This is a genomic window from Candidimonas sp. SYP-B2681, assembly GCF_003971065.1.
GTDB lineage: Bacteria > Pseudomonadota > Gammaproteobacteria > Burkholderiales > Burkholderiaceae_B > Pollutimonas.
This window is the reverse complement of sequence record NZ_RYDV01000001.1, coordinates 793,758-810,716: the sequence shown is the minus strand read 5'-3', so window position 1 is coordinate 810,716 and position 16,959 is coordinate 793,758. Positions and strand designations below refer to the sequence as shown.

General features: G+C 55.2%; 17 protein-coding genes and 1 pseudogene. 14 read left to right on the top strand and 4 right to left on the bottom strand.

Annotated features, from left to right (window positions below):
- Positions 1 to 37 precede the first annotated feature (37 nt).
- Both bioA and bioD read left to right on the top strand, forming a co-directional pair.
- A complete protein-coding gene (bioA, locus tag EKL30_RS19090; protein WP_255414661.1) occupies positions 38 to 1,375 on the top strand; it encodes an adenosylmethionine--8-amino-7-oxononanoate transaminase in 1,338 nt (445 codons plus the stop codon).
- Positions 1,368 to 2,075: a dethiobiotin synthase gene (gene bioD, locus EKL30_RS03875; protein WP_126705827.1), complete on the top strand. Its 708-nt coding sequence runs from the start codon at positions 1,368 to 1,370 to the stop codon at positions 2,073 to 2,075. Before bioA ends, bioD begins: the two co-directional genes overlap by 8 nt.
- A 95-nt stretch (positions 2,076 to 2,170) precedes the next feature.
- Here bioD and EKL30_RS03870 read toward each other — a convergent pair whose 3' ends face one another.
- Positions 2,171 to 3,592 (bottom strand): PLP-dependent aminotransferase family protein, encoded by a 1,422-nt coding sequence (locus EKL30_RS03870; RefSeq protein ID WP_126705826.1) that lies wholly within the window; start codon positions 3,590 to 3,592, stop codon positions 2,171 to 2,173.
- 276 nt (positions 3,593 to 3,868) lie between these two features.
- On the opposite strand from EKL30_RS03870, the gene EKL30_RS03865 reads away from it, so the two are divergent.
- The 6 genes from EKL30_RS03865 (at position 3,869) to EKL30_RS03840 (ending at position 8,584) form a co-directional block, all read left to right on the top strand.
- A complete protein-coding gene (locus EKL30_RS03865; protein WP_126705825.1) occupies positions 3,869 to 5,518 on the top strand; it encodes a cbb3-type cytochrome c oxidase subunit I in 1,650 nt (549 codons plus the stop codon).
- 5 nt (positions 5,519 to 5,523) lie between these two features.
- A complete protein-coding gene (locus EKL30_RS03860) occupies positions 5,524 to 6,225 on the top strand; it encodes a cbb3-type cytochrome c oxidase subunit II (protein ID WP_233582709.1) in 702 nt (233 codons plus the stop codon).
- Complete coding sequence (locus EKL30_RS03855) at positions 6,203 to 6,820, top strand: c-type cytochrome (protein ID WP_126705824.1); 618 nt, start codon at positions 6,203 to 6,205, stop codon at positions 6,818 to 6,820. The genes EKL30_RS03860 and EKL30_RS03855 overlap by 23 nt, the downstream gene beginning before the upstream one ends.
- Positions 6,817 to 7,452, top strand: coding sequence for an SCO family protein (locus tag EKL30_RS03850; protein ID WP_233582708.1), 636 nt, complete (start codon positions 6,817 to 6,819; stop codon positions 7,450 to 7,452). Before EKL30_RS03855 ends, EKL30_RS03850 begins: the two co-directional genes overlap by 4 nt.
- Before the next feature lie 12 nt (positions 7,453 to 7,464).
- Complete coding sequence (locus EKL30_RS03845; RefSeq protein ID WP_233582706.1) at positions 7,465 to 8,061, top strand: DUF1404 family protein; 597 nt, start codon at positions 7,465 to 7,467, stop codon at positions 8,059 to 8,061.
- A gap of 133 nt (positions 8,062 to 8,194) precedes the next feature.
- The gene (locus EKL30_RS03840; protein ID WP_126705822.1) at positions 8,195 to 8,584 is read left to right on the top strand and encodes a cupin domain-containing protein; all 390 of its coding nucleotides are present in this window, start codon (positions 8,195 to 8,197) and stop codon (positions 8,582 to 8,584) included.
- Between the two features lie 177 nt (positions 8,585 to 8,761).
- Here EKL30_RS03840 and EKL30_RS03835 read toward each other — a convergent pair whose 3' ends face one another.
- On the bottom strand, positions 8,762 to 9,331 hold the full coding sequence (locus EKL30_RS03835; RefSeq protein ID WP_126705821.1) for a YceI family protein: 570 nt from the start codon (positions 9,329 to 9,331) through the stop codon (positions 8,762 to 8,764).
- 218 nt (positions 9,332 to 9,549) lie between these two features.
- Between EKL30_RS03835 and EKL30_RS03830 the strand changes: the two genes are divergently transcribed.
- Positions 9,550 to 10,482, top strand: coding sequence for a LysR family transcriptional regulator (locus EKL30_RS03830; RefSeq protein WP_126705820.1), 933 nt, complete (start codon positions 9,550 to 9,552; stop codon positions 10,480 to 10,482).
- Positions 10,483 to 10,518: 36 nt separating this feature from the next.
- Here the strand turns inward: EKL30_RS03830 and EKL30_RS03825 are convergent, their stop codons facing one another.
- Together EKL30_RS03825 and EKL30_RS03820 are read right to left on the bottom strand one after the other, a co-directional pair.
- On the bottom strand, positions 10,519 to 11,802 hold the full coding sequence (locus EKL30_RS03825) for an arsenic transporter (protein WP_126705819.1): 1,284 nt from the start codon (positions 11,800 to 11,802) through the stop codon (positions 10,519 to 10,521).
- A gap of 155 nt (positions 11,803 to 11,957) precedes the next feature.
- Positions 11,958 to 12,299 (bottom strand): helix-turn-helix transcriptional regulator, encoded by a 342-nt coding sequence (locus EKL30_RS03820; protein WP_126705818.1) that lies wholly within the window; start codon positions 12,297 to 12,299, stop codon positions 11,958 to 11,960.
- 96 nt (positions 12,300 to 12,395) lie between these two features.
- Here EKL30_RS03820 and arsC point away from each other — a divergent pair, with 96 nt between their 5' ends.
- From arsC to EKL30_RS03795, 5 genes and pseudogenes are all read left to right on the top strand, one after another.
- Positions 12,396 to 12,821 (top strand): arsenate reductase (glutaredoxin), encoded by a 426-nt coding sequence (gene arsC / locus EKL30_RS03815; RefSeq protein ID WP_126705817.1) that lies wholly within the window; start codon positions 12,396 to 12,398, stop codon positions 12,819 to 12,821.
- 96 nt (positions 12,822 to 12,917) lie between these two features.
- Positions 12,918 to 13,247 (top strand): annotated as a pseudogene (locus tag EKL30_RS03810) (NAD(P)H-dependent oxidoreductase); the annotation flags it as partial.
- Positions 13,248 to 13,503: 256 nt separating this feature from the next.
- A complete protein-coding gene (locus EKL30_RS03805; RefSeq protein ID WP_126705816.1) occupies positions 13,504 to 14,571 on the top strand; it encodes an aromatic acid exporter family protein in 1,068 nt (355 codons plus the stop codon).
- Between the two features lie 321 nt (positions 14,572 to 14,892).
- A complete protein-coding gene (soxC, locus tag EKL30_RS03800; protein WP_126706029.1) occupies positions 14,893 to 16,146 on the top strand; it encodes a sulfite dehydrogenase in 1,254 nt (417 codons plus the stop codon).
- Positions 16,133 to 16,705, top strand: a complete 573-nt coding sequence (locus EKL30_RS03795; RefSeq protein ID WP_126705815.1) for a c-type cytochrome — start codon at positions 16,133 to 16,135, stop codon at positions 16,703 to 16,705. Before soxC ends, EKL30_RS03795 begins: the two co-directional genes overlap by 14 nt.
- The last annotated feature ends 254 nt before the right edge of the window (positions 16,706 to 16,959 follow it).

Sequence of the window (16,959 nt, the reverse complement as noted above, 5' to 3'; positions counted from 1 at the left end):
AAAGCACGAGTCTGCAGCCTCTACATGGCAGTCAGATATGGTGAGCCGCAGTTTGAAAAGTGTTTGGCATCCCTGCACCCAGATGCAGCATCACTCTACGACGCCCTTGGTTCCAGTCAGTCACGGAAGGGGCGCATGGCTATATGCTGCCGATGGAAAACGCTATCTTGATGCCATTAGTTCTTGGTGGGTCAACCTTTTTGGGCACGCCAATCCGCGCATCAATGCTCAGCTTAAAGACCAATTGGACAAGCTTGAGCATGCCATGCTCGCTGGATTTACGCATGAGCCAGTGGTTCGGCTGTCCGAGGAACTGTCTGCAAAGACCGGGAATGTCCTTGGTCATTGCTTTTATGCCTCGGATGGTGCGTCGGCCGTCGAGATTGCGCTGAAAATGAGCTTTCACGCATGGCGCAATGGCGGTCATGCCGCCAAGGAAGAATTCGTTTGTTTGAAGGGCAGTTATCACGGCGAAACCATTGGCGCGCTTGCCGTCACGGATATCGATTTGTTCCGTGATGCGTATTCGCCATTAGTTAAGCGAGCTCATGTCGTTATGTCGCCCGACGCACGTGACGCCCGGGATGGCGAAACCGCTGCCGATGTGGCCCGTCGCGCCGCCGCTGCACTAGAAGCTTTGTTGCAGCATCGTGCCCAACATATTGCGGCGGTTATCGTGGAACCATTGGTCCAGTGCGCGACAGGAATGGCGATGCACGATCCGATCTATTTATCGGAAGTGCGCGCCTTGTGCGATCGGTACCAGGTTCACCTGATCTTTGACGAAATCGCCGTGGGTTGCGGCCGCAGCGGGACGTTTTTCGCCTCAGAGCAGGCGATAAGCAGCGATGGAACGCCTGTCTCGCCCGATCTTGTGTGCCTATCGAAGGGAATTAGCGGCGGTTATTTGCCCTTGTCGCTGGTCATGGCGACAGAGCCCATCTACCAGGCATTCTACGATGCCGATACCAGGCGCGGTTTTCTGCATTCACATTCCTACACCGGTAATCCGCTGGCATGTCGTGCAGCGCTGGCGACATTGCAAATCTTCGAGGAAGACGACGTGTTGACTGAGAATCGCAGGCGCGCGCAACGCATAACGGCAGCCTTAGAGCCTCTGGCGAATCACGCAAAAGTACGTCACTTCCGACAGCGCGGCATGATCTGGGCGTTTGATGCGGCAGTGGATGATCCTGGCGCAGCTGCTGACTTTTCACGGCGATTTTTCGCCAAAGCACTTGAGAGCGAACTGCTGCTGCGACCCATAGGCGCTACGGTTTACCTTATGCCGCCGTATATTCTTGACGACGCCGAATGCGATCTTCTGACAGCACGCACCGCCGAGGTGTTCGAAAGTGTGATGCAAGATGGCTAAGCCGGTACTGGGGTATTTTGTTTCAGGAACAGATACGGATGTCGGCAAGACCTTGGTTGCGAGCAGTCTGCTTTATGCCCTGACGCATGCCGGGATCCGCACAGCGGGAATAAAACCTGTCGCGGCTGGGGCCGAATGGCGCGAAGGCATGTGGCACAACGACGATGCCGAGGCCTTGGCGGCACAAGCAAGTGTGAAGGTGCCTGCACGACTGTCCACGCCATACTTATTACAGCAGCCAGTGGCGCCACATATTGCTGCGGCGCTCGAAGGGAAAACAATAGTACTGTCGCATATATTGGATTGCTACCGGCAAATTGCGCAGCGCGCCGACGTTGTAGTGGTCGAGGGGGTAGGGGGCTTTCGGGTTCCATTAACGCAAACAACCGATACCGCTGATTTGGCTCAACAGCTGGATTTGCCGGTTATCCTAGTAGTGGGCTTGCGCCTGGGCTGCATTAGCCATGCCTTGCTGACCGTAGAGGCAATTTCTGCACGCGGGTTATCTCTCGCCGGTTGGGTGGCCAATACCGTGGACGCCGATATGCTTAGCATCGATGCCAACGTAGAGGCGCTTGTGTCACGAATCACGGCACCTTTTCTTGGCAGAATTCCAAGGCTGTCGCAGGATGCTAAATTAGCATCCATGGCGGCCTGCCTGGATTTCTCACGCTTACCAGGATGGCCAGTCCCGTCCTAATTCCAATGATTGGATGAAATTGATAGTAGCGACGAGTGCTGTGGGCATACTTACGACGACCGCACTTACAGAAAAGTCGCGTCAGTCAAGTCGCTTCAGTCACGATGATGGGCGCCCGCAAGACGGCCCAAAGTGGCCAGAGCCTGCTCAGTGCGTTCATTCCAGGCGTGGCCGTAGTTCAGGCGCAGGCAATTGTTGAAAGCACGCTTGGCTGAGAATATGGAGCCGGGCGCTACGCTAATGCCCAGCGACATTGCCTGCTTATGTATTTGCAGCGCATCCGCATCGGCCGACAATTCGACCCACAGACAGTACCCTCCAGCAGGACGCGTGGCTCGCGTACCCTCAGGAAAGAAATGCCCCAGTGCCTGGGTAAAGACGGCTTGCTGACCGGCTAACGTGCTTCGTAACTTACGAAGGTGTTTTTCGTAACCGCCTTTTTCCAGATAAGCCGCGATAGCCAGTTGGGTCGGCGTTGCGGTGCTAAGCGTGGTCATTAATTTGTGTCGGGCTACCGCCTTGACATAGCGTCCTGGCGCTGCCCATCCGATGCGATAACCGGGCGCCAGGCATTTCGAAAACGATGAGCAATGCATAACGATTCCTTCTGTGTCGAAGGACTTGGCTGACGCTGGCCGCTTCTCGCCGAAAAAGAGCTCGCCGTAGACATCGTCTTCGATCAGCGGAACGTGGTGGCGGGTCAATAATTGGACCAGCTCTTTCTTTTTCTCGTCGGGCATGAGGCTGCCCAACGGGTTCTGAAAGTTCGTCATAAGCCAACACGCCTTGGGGCGATGGCGGCTGAGCGCGCTTTCGAGCGCATTAAGGTCTATTCCTTCGCGGGGGTGCGTCTGGACTTCGATGGCTTCCAGCCCCAGTCGTTCAAGTGATTGCAAGGCTGGGTAGAAAGTAGGGGATTCAACCACGATCGCGTCGCCAGGCCGAGTCACGGCGGCAAGGCATAAATTCAGAGCTTCGAGCGCACCGTTGGTAATGATGATTTCATCGGTATGGACGTGCAGGCCCTCGTTCAAATAGCGCAGCGCAATCTGGCGCCGCAAATCGGCATTTCCTGGCGTTACGTCATCGATCGCGCTCCAGGGGTCCATTCTATGGATGCTGGACGCCAATTGATGTCCCAGTCGGTCCATGGGGAAAAGCATGGGGCTGGGAAAGGCTGAGCCCAGTGGGACGGCCGCGTGAGACAGCGTGGACTGGAATACGTCGAATACGCGTTCGCTGATATCCAAAGAAACGGCGCCATCTTCAGGGTGCGACGGGATATCGGGCTCGGGCGGGAATTGTCGTGCGCTTGACGTGACGTAGTAGCCGGATCGTTCGCGTGCGCGTATAAGGCCCTGGGCTTCGAGGAGGTAGTAGGCTTTGAAGACGGTGGACGGACTGACCTGACGACTGGTGCTGGTATGACGTACCGAAGGAAGGCGATCGCCAGCTCGTAGCACGCCGGTATGTATCGATGTGGCGATTTCACCCGCCAAGGCTTCGTAGCGTTTCATGGAAGAACCTAATACTTATCTTATTGTTGGTATTGATTCAGACGATACCATCTGATCTGTATTTTTGGACTGCTCTGTGTTTTTTGCAAACTGTATCAAGTCTAGTGTAAATCTCGATGCTTATTTCGATATTCAACGCGGCTTTTACCATCTGATCCGGTCTTTTTATTAATTTCTGATTTTTAACCTTCTGATCTTATAGGGTAAACTCTTACACGCCGCAATTTGAAAAAACCGAATCATCCGCGGCCATTTGTCCGAAACAGAAGGAATCTCATGAACCCGACGGCCTTATTACTGGCTACTTTTATTTTGTCCATGGTGGGCCTATTTGGCTTCATATGGTCTTTGCGCAAAGGCCTTTTCAACGCCGAGTCCACCGGTGCGCGTACGATATTCTCGCGCGGCGAAATCGGCCAGACCGAAGAGCCCTCGGCCAGCGCTCAGCAACGCCATGATTTGCAAGGCATCACCGACGCGAATGAACGCGACAGCACTTCGCAAGTTGGTGTCTCCCCGACTGAAATCGCCGCGCGCGAGGTCGCCGATCGGTCAAGCGCCTTTCCCGCTTACGTGCTTTTTGCCTGTGCCGCCGTCTGGCTGGTCGTGGCGTCGGCAGCGGGATTGCTTGCCTCCATTAAGCTCCATGAGCCGGATCTGCTCACTAATACGGCTTGGCTCACCTTCGGCCGGCTGCGCACCATTCACCTGAATGGCGTAGCGTACGGCTGGGCGCCTATGGGCTTGCTCGGACTTGCGATCTGGATGCTGCCGCGTTTGCTACATACCCCATTGCAAGGGGGGCGCCTGGTAATTCTCGGCGCAGCCCTTTGGAACGGCGGATTGATTGCTGGCTTAGGCGGTCTTGCTGTCGGCATTAATGCCGGCATGGAATGGCTTGAAATTCCGTGGCAAGTGGGTGGGCTGTTCGCCATTGGCGGCATGCTGATGGGATTGCCTTTGGTGTTCATGCTGCCACGGCGCAAAGTTCACCATTTATACGTGTCGGTCTGGTATATGGGGGCGGCGCTGTTCTGGTTCCCCATTTTATATATCGTGGCCAAGATTCCGGGCCTGCACTTCGGCGTCGAGCAGGCCACGATGAACTGGTGGTTTGGACATAATGTGCTGGGATTGTTCTACACACCAATGTCGATCGCGATTATTTACTACCTGCTGCCCAAAATCATTGGGCGTCCTGTGCGCTCGTACAACTTGTCTTTACTGGGTTTCTGGACCTTAGCCTTCTTTTATGGTCAGGTTGGCGCCCATCACCTGATCGGTGGCCCAATTCCCGAATGGCTCATTACGCTATCCATTGTTCAAAGCGTCATGATGATCATTCCCGTGCTGGCGTTCTCCGTTAACCAGCACATGACGCTTAAAGGGCATTTCGGGGCTCTGAAGCACTCGCCCGTATTGCGCTTTATCTTCTTTGGCGCTTGCATGTACACCGTGGCGTCAGTGCAGGGCTCTCTCGAAGCACTGCGGTCACTTAACGCGGTCACGCACTTCACGCACTTCACCGTGGCACATGCGCATTTGGGCATGTACGGTTTCGTGTCGATGGTGATTTTTGGCGGTATTTATTTCGCCATGCCGCGCGTGGTCAACATCCCATGGCCGAAACCAGCGCTTATTTCCTGGCATTTCTGGCTGGTGGTTGCCGGTTTTGCGACGTACATCCTTACGCTAAGCACCGGCGGCATCTTGCAAGGCTTGGTTTTACTTGACCCCGCGCGTCCCTTCATGGATTCGGTTGCCGTGACATTGCCGTGGCTTAAAGGGCGTTCGATCGGTGGTGCCATGATGACGCTGGGGCACCTGATCTTTGCCTACCACGTGGCCCTGATGATCATACGCTCCAGCTCGGTACCGTCTTCGGTCCCGGCCCCGGCCCCAGTCCCTCAACAGATCACTGGCTGATAGAAATGGAAAACGAACGTAAACTTATAGTCGGCGCGATGGTGACGCTGTCCCTGGCGACAGCGGCGATGATTGTCGTGCCTTTCATGCAGCTTAAAGATGTACCCGCCCCTGCGGCGCTTGAACCTTACACCAGCGAGCAACTGCGCGGCCGGCAGGTATATATGTCCAACGCCTGCATATCTTGTCACACCCAGCAGCCCAGCACGACCGGCGCCGGCATCGCCGACGCAAGCCGCGGCTGGGGGCGCGCCTCGGTGGCCGCCGACTACCATTACGACAGCCCGCCATTGCTCGGCACGATGCGCACGGGCCCGGATCTGTTCAATATTGGCGCGCGCCAGCCCAGCGCCGATTGGCAACTGGGCCACCTGTATCAACCGCGTGCCTATGTTCCTGGTAGCGTCATGCCGGCTTATCGCTACATGTTCGAAGTCAAAGACCCCGGCTCTGTGGCCAAGGGCGAACGGGTCGTGACCTTGCCGCCTGGCACCGTGGAAGAAGGTAAGGTAGTCGTTGCCAAGCCAGAGGCGCTGGACCTGGTGGCCTATTTGTTGGCCCTGGACCGAACCTACACCGTCCTTTCGGCGGAAGAGGCCGAATGGGCCGCCAGCCGCCTTGCTCCCGATCGCCTCCCCCAAGAGCCTGCCGACGCGACCGCCACCAACGAATCAGGAAATACCGATGAGACCACAACAAACCCGTAGTTCCGAGCATGCCGATCCCAAAGAACTATATAACCCGGTACCGCGCGTCTTTCTGGGCCTGATCATTGGTCTTATCGCATGGGCAATTTTCTACATCGTCAATGCTGACCCCACAGGGGTGGCGTCGCTTGGCGATCGGCGCGTTCCCGCGACGCTCGCGGCGGGCGGCGGCGCTGGTGAGGGCAGCGTGGTGGATGGGCGTCAGATCTACACCACCACCTGCCAGGCTTGCCACCAAGCAACCGGACAAGGCTTACCCGGCGTCTTCCCGCCGTTGGCCGGCGCGTCGTGGGTTACGGGCGATGCCAATGTCCCCATACAGATCTTGTTGCACGGCCTGACCGGGCCGATCGAAGTTGCCGGCACCACCTACAACGGGGCCATGCCGGGTTTCGGTACACAATTGAACGACGCGCAAATTGCGGCAGTCCTGACTTTTATCCGTACCGAGTGGGGTAACGCCAGTCCTGCCGTTGATGAAATAACCGTCAAAGAGGCCCGGGCTGCCAGCGCCTCGCAAGCAGAACCCTGGAAAAACGTTGACGATATTCCAGCGACAGGCGCGGACGCGGCTTCCGCTGCCCAAGCCTCGTGACTCAGGGCATCGCCCGTACGCTGGCGGCTATCTTTGTTGTAATAGCGGTGGGATTGCTGGCGTTGGGCGGGGTAACGCGCGGATTTGCCGCCGTTACCGCCGATGGCGTGCGCCGTGTCGATCTGGAGCGCGCACCGCGATCCTTGCCAGCTTTACCCATGATCGATCAGGCGGGCAAGGCTTGGTCGCTGGCCGACTATGGTGGCGCGTCGCCTTATACTACTTTCGTGACGCTGGTCTACACGCGCTGTTTCACCATCTGCCGCACCAGCGCATCGGGGTTGGCATTTTTGCAGCAGGAAATACAAAGCCGGGGCCTCGAGGATCGGGTGCGTCTGCTAACGCTTAGCTTTGACCCGTTCAACGATACGCCTGCGGTATTGGCTGAATATGCAAAGGGCTTAGGGGCCGATGGGTCGCTGTGGCGTACCGCAACGGTCGCGCACGAAACAGACTTAGAGACCATGCTGAGTGTGTTTGATATCGTTGTGATTCCTGATGGGCTGGCGGGCTATTCACACAATGCCGCGCTGTTTCGTATTGACGAACGCGGAAAACTGATCAAAGCCTACGATATCGATCGCCCGGATCTGGCGTTAGCGGACTATTTATACAATAAGGCAGAACGGTAAGCCATGCGCTTAATGAGCACTTCTCGCTATATGGCATGGTTGCCGGGCGTATTGCTCGCAGCAGCGGCTTTGCTGCAGCCGTGGCTGGAAGCCAGCATGGCGCGCCATATGGGGCTCGAGTTTCCGCTTTTATTTATTATCGGCTGGCTAACCGCATCGACCGCGGGCCGCCGGTTTGCGCGACTGATTGAGCCTTGGAACGCGAAAGGGCTGACTGCGCTGGTTTTCACCGCCTTGGTGACCGCGTTCTGGATGGTGCCCGCGGCGCTGGATCTGGCCGTCCTGCATGCGGGTGTGGGCGTATTGAAAGTTCTTAATTGGCTTGTCGCCGGGATGCTGATGGGCGCCTCGTGGCGCCAAGCCGGCGTGGTAATTCAGGCGTTTTTTATCTTCAACTGGTGCTGGATGACCGTTGCAGTGGGTCTGATTTATCAGCAAGCCCCGCAGCAATTATGCAGTGTCTATCTGGTTGACGATCAGTGGAACGCAGGGGCTTTCATGGTTTTTTGGGCGATAGCTGTGTTTTTGCTTTGGCTGCCGGGGGCAATAAAGTCGAGCAATCTGCTTGGCGATAGCGATGATTCACCAAAAGTTCGGCATACAGACTAGCGTATTTATGCTTAAGCAACTGGCAATACGGTGAAGCCGCTCTAAACGACGCGTGCTAGTGCATTCGGTGGTTTTTCTTTGCTCCAAGGCGATGTTATCATCGATCGAACCGGTCTCTTAAAGGAGTAGTAGCGTGAAAGGCTTTGTGCAGAACATCGAGAAACTGACTATCGAAAACGACAATTTCCGCAAAGTGCTGTATACCGGCAAGCACATGCAACTGGTTCTGATGACCTTGCAGGCCGGCGAGGAAATCGGTGCCGAAGTGCACGAAGGCCATGATCAGTTCTTTCGCATCGAAGAAGGTAAGGGGCGCGTCACCATCGATGACAACGTCTATGAAGTACAGGACGACGACGCCATCATCGTACCGGCCGGCGCACGACACAATGTCGTTAACACGGGCGCCGAGCCGCTGCGCCTATATACGCTATACGGGCCGCCCGAGCACCGCGAAGGCGTCCTGCATCCCACCAAAGCCGATGAATCGGAAGAGCATTTCGACGGCGCGACCACAGAGTAACTTTACTCGGATGTTGTAATCTCTACGGTAATAGTGCCGTTCGATTTGCGGGGAACTGACCGTGGAAGCGGCCCCGGGCCACTGGTATAGCCCCCGCGTGTAGCGGCGCAGATTCCATCGGCATTAAAGCACCGGTACGGACACGCGCCCAGTGCATGTGGGTTGCGCGCACTCGTTCTACTCGACAATGGCTTCCAAAGCGATGTCCAACGTGACTTCATCACCCACTCCCGGTGCAAATTTTCCAGCATTGAATTCGCTACGCTTGATCACCGTGGTGGCATTGGCGCCAATGGAGTCCTTCTCTAACATCGGATGTGGTCCATTAAAAAATGAAGTCACAGTGAGTGTTACGGGCTTGGTGATGCCCTTGATTTTCAGATCGCCTTTGATGCTCACAGGTTTGTCACCATCAAACTCTACCTTGGTCGATTTGAAGGTGGCCGTCGGGTATGTGGCGGTATCTAGAAAATCGGCGGCCTGGATATGGTCGTCAAAGGTTTCGAAGCCCGTGTCGATAGACGTCATGTCGATTGTGACGTCGACTTGGGCCTGCTTAGCGCCCTTGTCCAGAACAACCGAGCCAGTTGTCTTGTTGAAGCGCAGAATCTGCTTGGACAGGCCCATATGATCATATGAGAAGCGCGGGAATGTGTGAGTTGGGTCCAGTACATAAGTCTGTGGCGCAGCCAATGCGGGGCCTGCGATCAGAGACGTAAAGAGAGCGGCAATAAGTGTTTTTTTCATATGAGTCCTATATAGTTAATGACTTGAAAAGCTTGGTCAAATGATGCGTGCCGAGGCTAAGCTCGTCGCTTGCGTCGGGCGTTTCGCTTCAAGACGGCAATAGATCTACGCATATTCCATGTGGCTACTTTAATAGCTTCGAGCGAATGAATAAATAGCTGTAGTTGACATATACTATTCATTAAATCGGAATAATCAGATTTTTCCAGGAAGAACGTATGGATCGTTTGCTTTCGATGCAAGTTTTTGAACGGGTGGCGGATGAAGGCGGATTCGCCGCGGCGGCCCGAACCATGGATATGTCTCCTCCCACGGTTACACGTCTCATTGCCGAGCTCGAGTCCTATCTGGGTACGCGCTTGTTCCAGCGGACCACCCGGCGGGTATCATTAACCGAAGCCGGTGATGCTTATCTGGCTCGCGTTCGTGAGATTCTGCAGGACGTCGAGGAAGCGGACGCACTCGCCAGCGCGCATACAAACTTGCTTGCCGGCCGTCTACGCGTCAACACGGAACCCGTGCTTGCAAGTTACGTGATCGCCCCTTTGCTGTCGGGATTTCGTCAACGCCATCCTGGCATTGTGGTCGACATAGAAGTCGAGACTCACAGAGAGCCACCTATAGAAGACTTCGACATTACTTTGGTGGGCACGGATTGGACGTTCGGTGCTGACATTGTGGCGCGCAAAGTCGTCGAATCAGAGGTCATCCTCGTCGCCTCGCCGGCTTACTTAGAGCGCAGAGGTGTCCTGGAGACGCCTGAAGATTTGATCCGGCATGAGTGCCTGCGTCTAAAAAGACTGGATGCGCCGCTAAGGTCCTGGCGGATGTGGTCCGACCACAGTCCCGATCATGTGACTGAAATCAATGTCGATCCGGTTCTGATCGCGAACCATACTGACACCTTGCTTCGTGCCGCGTTGGACGGTGCGGGTATCACCTCGATATCGATGGACATTGTGGCACCTTTTCTCACGCGCGGTGATCTGGTCCGCGTGCTGAGTCCGTGGATCACCGGTCGACTAGCGATGTACGCGGCGCTACCCAGCCGAAAGTTTATCCCGCAGCGATCCCGTGTGTTCCTGGATTATTTGATTGAGCATACTCGCGAACAGAATAGCAAGGCCTTGGAGGCATGCGCAGCGTGCTAGGTCTCGATTTTACCGAACGCATCTTTTGACAACTGCTTATAGGCCCAACCGCACAGCAAGTGCCGCGAGCGTAATCAGCAAAACGGGCAAGGTCAGCACAATACCGACTCGAAAGTAATACCCCCATCTGATAGTCATTCCCTTTCGCGCCAGAACGTGTAACCACAGGAGTGTTGCTAGACTACCTATCGGGGTGATCTTAGGTCCAAGGTCGCTACCAATGACATTGGCATAGATCATGGCTTCCTTGACCACTCCGGTCGCCTGGCTCGCTTCGATCGAAAGTGCTCCCACCAGGACAGTGGGCATATTATTCATGATGGACGAAAGCAGAGCGGTCAGTATGCCGGTTCCCAAGGCAGCCGCCCATAAACCATGGCTAGCAAAATAGTCGAGCAGGCCGGCAATGGTCTCGGTCAGCCCGGCGTTGCGTAACCCATAGACAACTAGATACATGCCTAACGAAAAAATCACGATAGGCCAGGGTGCTTCCCGTACGACTTTGCGTGTGCTAATCACATGGCCGCGCCCTGCGACGATGAGCAACGCTAGCGCACCGAGAGCGGCAATGGCGCTGACCGGAACGCCAAACCCCTCGAGCGAAAAAAAGCTGATGAGTAGCAGCCCCAGCACTACCCAGCCAGCACGAAAGGTCGACAGGTCGCGAATCGCTGAGTTCGGGAGCTTCAGCTGGCTGTCGTCGTAGCGAGCTGGAATACTGCTGCGAAAATACAGCGATAAAACCAGCAAGGTGGCCCCGACTGAAACGAGATTAACGGGAACCATGACCGCGGCATACCGCGCAAAGCTGATATTGAAAAAATCCGCGGAAACGATATTGACAAGGTTGGACACAATGAGTGGGAGACTGGCCGTGTCGGCAATGAAGCCTGCCGCCATGACGAACGCCAATGTTGCCGCTGGGCTGAACCCTAACGCTAACAGCATAGCCATGACGATAGGCGTCAGGATCAAGGCGGCGCCATCATTGGCAAAGAAGGCGGAAACCGCTGCCCCCAGTAAGATAATGAGTGCGAATAGCCGGTGACCACGCCCGCCGCCCCATCTGGCTACGTGCAGCGCCGTCCACTCGAAAAAGCCCGCTTCATCCAACAACAGGCTGATGATGATTATCGCCACGAACGTAGCGGTTGCGTTCCAGACGATCTGCCAGACAACGGGTATGTCGCCCAAGGTGACCACGCCGAAAGCCAATGCAAGCGCTGCCCCGATCAGGGCGCTCCAGCCAATGTTCAAGCCGCGCGGCTGCCAAATAACCAAGACAATGGTGAAAATAAAAATCAGTAGCGCAGCAAGCACGTAAGATCCTTCTTTACGGTAAGCGGGAAGGCACCCCGGTCAGAGGGTGTCAAAGATGGAGGCATTAATTTGAGAAACGCCGGTAGTGACCGCGTTAATGTCACTTATCGGGATATAGACGAGTCGATTGCAGCGCTGGGTGCATAAGTCATTGGCTAGCCACCGGTTTTATCGGTGCCAGCACACGCATCGACGTTTACGGGCGAGCATGGATTACCACCGCAGCAGTTCTCGGTAAGGTATGCCAGAAGTGAATTCATAGCCTTATATTCGGCTGCATAATAGACGAAGCGTCCTTCCTGGCGTGACGATAACAACCCGGCATTGACCAATTCCTTTAGATGAAACGAAAGAGAAGAGGGCGGGACTTTCAACAGCTCCGATAGGCGCCCGGCGGGCAAGCCGGCAGGACCTGCTTGTACTAGGTAGCGGTATGCTTCCAAGCGAGATTCGTGGGCGATGGCGGCTAGCGCGCGGACTATAATCTTTGTTTCCATTGATCAATAATACTCGAAATGTCAAAACGACGGTGCCCCATTGCCTATGTGATCGATGTATTTATGGCAGAAGGGTAGAGTTTAAAAAGGATTCTCTTGAATAACGTCACGATTTACCATAATCCCGATTGCGGGACTTCACGCAACACGTTGGGCTTGATCCGCAATGCGGGCATAGAACCCACCGTAATTGAATATTTAAAAACGCCACCATCGCGCGAAACACTTATAGAGTTGATTCAGCGCGCCGGGTTAACGGTGCGCCAAGCGCTGCGCGAAAAAGGCACACCTTTTCTGGATTTAGGTTTGGATAACACGGCGCTTACGGATGCGCAATTGCTCGACGCGATACAAAAATCCCCTATTTTGATGAACCGGCCCTTCGTCATTACAGCGTTGGGCGTACGCCTATGCCGACCGTCGGAAATCGTTTTGGATATTCTTCCACAAGTCAAACAAAGTGCTTTCATCAAAGAGGACGGCGAAGTGGTTATTGATGAGCGCGGGCAGCGAATACGCTAACTATGCCCAGCGTTCAACGTTATTTGGTATGTCCGGTTTACCATTCAGTTCGAGAATATTGATGAGCACCTATTTGCCACCCCATGATCCCATGATTTGACCTTACCGGTGATCGACGAAGTGCTGTTGGATGCGCCGACTCATGACAAGCTTTCATTGCAGGGCGGGGCGACTCACCCGCCAAGAATTCTTTTACTGTACGGTTCGTTGCGTGACCGCTCGTACAGTCGGCTTCTTACTGAAGAAGCCGCCCGCATCCTGATCCACTTAGGTGCCGAAACCAAAATTTTCGACCCGCATGGGTTACCGATGCCCGACAGTGTTCCCGCGGACCATCCCAAAGTCGCAGAACTGCGTGCGTTATCAAACTGGTCCGAAGGGCAGGTGTGGTGTAGTCCCGAACGCCATGGCACCCTAACGGGCGTAACTGATCGGTATAGCAAGCGAAAGGGTGTGGCTGCAGAGGCAGCCCGGATGGCAGAAAATGTCAACCCCGAAACCTCCATAAACCGCTAAGTCTTCCGGCTCACGCAAGCGGTGGCTTGAAGTGCGCTACGAGGCTTATGTCGAGCGGCTAGGTAGCCGTCGTACCGATTTCATCATCGGTATGTCGGCGTCCGAGGACTTCGGCATGGCGTTTGCACCAGAGTATCGTTATGCACGATAACGGAGATGTAGATACATGCAAGCCCCCACTTGGTTATTGAGGCGGATACGCGCCAGTCTTCAACAAGACGAAGTTCGAATCCCGATTCAGACCGCCTCTGCAGTGCTTATGGCTTACTTTGCGACTAGTTTCATGGATCGGGAGAACGTTTCGTGGGGTGTGTTTTCAGCTCTTTTTGTCGTTCAAGCCAGTATAGGCGGGACCATCAGTGCGGCTTTAGGGCGTATTGCAGGTGCTATTTTGGGGGCCATCATTGCCGTTGCATTGGTCAAGCTATTCGGCACCGGCGGTTGGGGCACGCTTATCGCGCTGCTGGCAGGCGTCGGTTTGATGAGCTTTCTTAGTGCAAAATGGCCACTTTTGGCATACGGGCTGGTCACTGTCACGATTATTGCCGTTGCGCCTGATTTTTATGTCGTGGAAGGCGCATTTAAAAAAGTTCTGGCAATCGCAACAGGGTCGATCTGTGGGATGGTGGCCGCCTTCGCTGTATTCCCGGTTCTCGCCAGGCGGACCGAGCAAGAGTATTTGGCAGCGGCACTGCGCAGTTGCGGCGCCTACACGCTTGAATGTACGGCATGCCTGGTCGGAGACAAACCGGATAAAGATAGAGAGGCGCAAAACGTCATACAACGGTCAATTGAACGGGCTCGTCTCATGGAGCGCGAAGCCCGCATCGAAGATAAAACGCCGGCCATGGGTTTCAGTCCGTTTTCGAAAACCCTGCTTCCCGAGATTGAGCGCTTCAGCTATACGCTTATTTTGATTGATCGTTTCAGTGACGAGCCGATTTCGGAAGGACTGTGCCGCGTCCACAAGGAAGCGCTGCTGACGCTCGCCAGTGCAATTAACGCCTGTTTGGAGAAAATCGCCGATGCCGTGGGAGCTGGCGAAGGCTGCGAAGAAATTGACGACGCATGGCAGGCCTTTAGATCGTTTTCCGAACGCGTGGATCGTTCTATCGAACATGAACGCATTCCTATTGAAGATAAAGAGCGCATGATGTCCATAAAGGGGGCATACGGATCTGTACTTTCAAATATGACTGAATTGCTTCGGCAGATGCAGGGGAAAAGTGCTTGAATCTAAGTCTACCGTCTTGACACCGGAATGATTTCTCGCAGGCACCTAGGGAAGTAGCGGATAGACGTAGCGATAACCGGATGCGTTACGGCGTCGAGGTCCATCATTTGTACATTAATTGCTTGGTGGATCATTCACACCAGTGGCAGAGTCGAAACGCCAAACTTCTGATTTGCGAGCTTGATTCCATTGGGTTACAAGGAAGTTTGGCAATGCTGTCGTAATCAATCCGTAACGTAGGAGAATTAGATTTTGGACAACAAACCTCTACAGCCTGCAGCAAGTCACGAGACCGAACCCGCTTTCACAGAAAAGCGTCCACTGAATCGCCGCGAGTTTCTCGCCAAGGGCGGCCTCTTTGCTGGTGGCGTAGCGGTGGCGGGCGTTGCCGGAAATGCCGTCGCACAGTCTGCCAGTCAGGCCTCTGGTGATGCGAATCTGCCTCCTAATATTCCGCCTTGGACCCGGTCCTTGGGCGGCCCGACGGCCGTACCGTATGGCAAACCGTCCAAATATGAATCAGAGGTTATCCGCCACCTGTATCCCGGCCTGAAAGAACCGATGTCGGCCTACAGTACCTCGCCCTTGCAAGACCTGGATGGCACGATCACGCCCAACGGATTATTCTACGAGCGCCATCACGCCGGCGTGCCCGAAATCGACCCGACTCAGCACCGTTTGATGTTGCATGGCATGGTCGAGCGCCCACTCATCTTCACGATGGAAGAATTGCGGCAGTTCCCCGCCGAATCGCATATCTATTTCATGGAATGTTCGGGCAATCCATCTTTCCTGCCTCCCTATGGCAAGACAGCGGGTGAAGTGGCCGGCCTGGTTAGCTGCGCGGAATGGACAGGCGTCCCGTTGAAGACGCTGCTAAAGGAAGTGGGTGTCGATCCCAAAGCCACGTGGGTGACTGCCGAAGGCGCCGACGGAGCGGCCATGAACCGAAGCATCCCTATGGAAAAGTGCATGGATGACGTCATGGTGGTGTACAGCCAGAATGGCGAACGCCTGCGGCCCGAGCAAGGCTACCCGGTGCGCCTGTTCGTGCCTGGCTATGAAGGCAACACCCACATCAAATGGCTCAGGCGGCTGCATTTCACAGACGCACCCGTCTACTCTCGCGAGGAAACCGGCAAGTATACCGACCTGATGAAAGACGGACGGGCGCGCAAATTTTCATTTGTCATGGAGTGCAAGTCACTTATCACATACCCCTCGGGCACGCAGCAGCTGTCGCGGAAAGGCCGGCACGAAATCCGCGGCATTGCCTGGAGTGGCCATGGCAAGATCACCCATGTGGATGTGTCCATCGATGGGGGCAATACCTGGCTTGAAGCCGCCCTTCAAAAGCCCGTGCTTAGCAAAGCCCTGACGGCATTTCGTGCGCCTTTCGATTGGAACGGAGAAGAAATGGTGATCATGAGCCGCGCCGTCGACGAAACGGGCTATGTACAACCTACGATCGAGCAGCTAATCGAAGCACGCGGCAAAGTGTCCTTCTATCACAATAATGCCATCCAGCCATGGAAGATCAGCACAACCGGAGAGGTGACGAATGGACGCGCTTAAACACTATCCCTCGATGGCGGCAATCATGCTCGCTTTGGCCTGTTCGCCCGTTGCTGCCCAGAACTCGGGGCTCGGCACACCGGCTACGCCCGAACAGATCGCAGGCTGGAACATCGAAATCGCGCCGGACGGCAAGAACCTTCCACCGGGTAGCGGCACCATTGAAATGGGCAAGAAGGTTTACGACACACAGTGCCTGGCCTGCCATGGCGCAAAACTGGAAGGTGGGATAGGGCCAGCCTTGGGCGGCGGCGTGGGGTCACTGGCTACCGATAAGCCATTGAAGACAGTGCAAAGTTACTGGCCCTATGCGACGACGGCATTTGACTACATTCGCCGTGCCATGCCTTTCCACGCCCCGCAAAGTTTGACCAACGATGAAGTTTACGCGGTTACAGGCTATTTGCTGCATGAATACGACTTGATCAAAGCTGATACCGTCGTAAATGCCGATGTCATCAGGGCCGTTAACATGCCCAACAAGGACGGCTTCTATCAGGACGACCGTCCGGATGCGAAGAACAAGCGGTGCATGTCTGACTGCTTGAAGAAACCCTAGTGGCGATGCTCTAGTTTAGGGCCGGCGCAAGCCGGCACTCAAGATCGACACCACGCGTCACGACAGGGCAATGCCGGCGGTGGCCGCGGCTGAACCAAGGTCGCTTCAATGTAGCGCCCAGTTAACAAATGGCAGTGATCCAAGTGTAAGTTTGGGCCTTTCCATCAAAAGCTCCGCATGAGAAATCGGCGGGGCTTTTTTGTTTCTACAGGCATTGCGACTATCTGAGGTCTGGCGCTGATTGACGTAGCAGC

Excerpts from the sequence above, each read along its gene's own strand:
- EKL30_RS03795 (WP_126705815.1), top strand. The coding sequence starts at position 16,133 with ATGGACGCGCTTAAACACTATCCCTCGATGGCGGCAATCATGCTCGCT.
- EKL30_RS03865 (WP_126705825.1), top strand. The coding sequence starts at position 3,869 with ATGAACCCGACGGCCTTATTACTGGCTACTTTTATTTTGTCCATGGTG.
- EKL30_RS03830 (WP_126705820.1), top strand. The coding sequence starts at position 9,550 with ATGGATCGTTTGCTTTCGATGCAAGTTTTTGAACGGGTGGCGGATGAA.
- EKL30_RS03870 (WP_126705826.1), bottom strand. The coding sequence starts at position 3,592 with ATGAAACGCTACGAAGCCTTGGCGGGTGAAATCGCCACATCGATACAT.
- EKL30_RS03835 (WP_126705821.1), bottom strand. The coding sequence starts at position 9,331 with ATGAAAAAAACACTTATTGCCGCTCTCTTTACGTCTCTGATCGCAGGC.
- EKL30_RS03860 (WP_233582709.1), top strand. The coding sequence starts at position 5,524 with ATGGAAAACGAACGTAAACTTATAGTCGGCGCGATGGTGACGCTGTCC.
- bioA (WP_255414661.1), top strand. The coding sequence starts at position 38 with ATGGTGAGCCGCAGTTTGAAAAGTGTTTGGCATCCCTGCACCCAGATG.
- EKL30_RS03805 (WP_126705816.1), top strand. The coding sequence starts at position 13,504 with ATGCAAGCCCCCACTTGGTTATTGAGGCGGATACGCGCCAGTCTTCAA.
- bioD (WP_126705827.1), top strand. The coding sequence starts at position 1,368 with ATGGCTAAGCCGGTACTGGGGTATTTTGTTTCAGGAACAGATACGGAT.
- EKL30_RS03820 (WP_126705818.1), bottom strand. The coding sequence starts at position 12,299 with ATGGAAACAAAGATTATAGTCCGCGCGCTAGCCGCCATCGCCCACGAA.
- EKL30_RS03845 (WP_233582706.1), top strand. The coding sequence starts at position 7,465 with ATGAGCACTTCTCGCTATATGGCATGGTTGCCGGGCGTATTGCTCGCA.
- EKL30_RS03855 (WP_126705824.1), top strand. The coding sequence starts at position 6,203 with ATGAGACCACAACAAACCCGTAGTTCCGAGCATGCCGATCCCAAAGAA.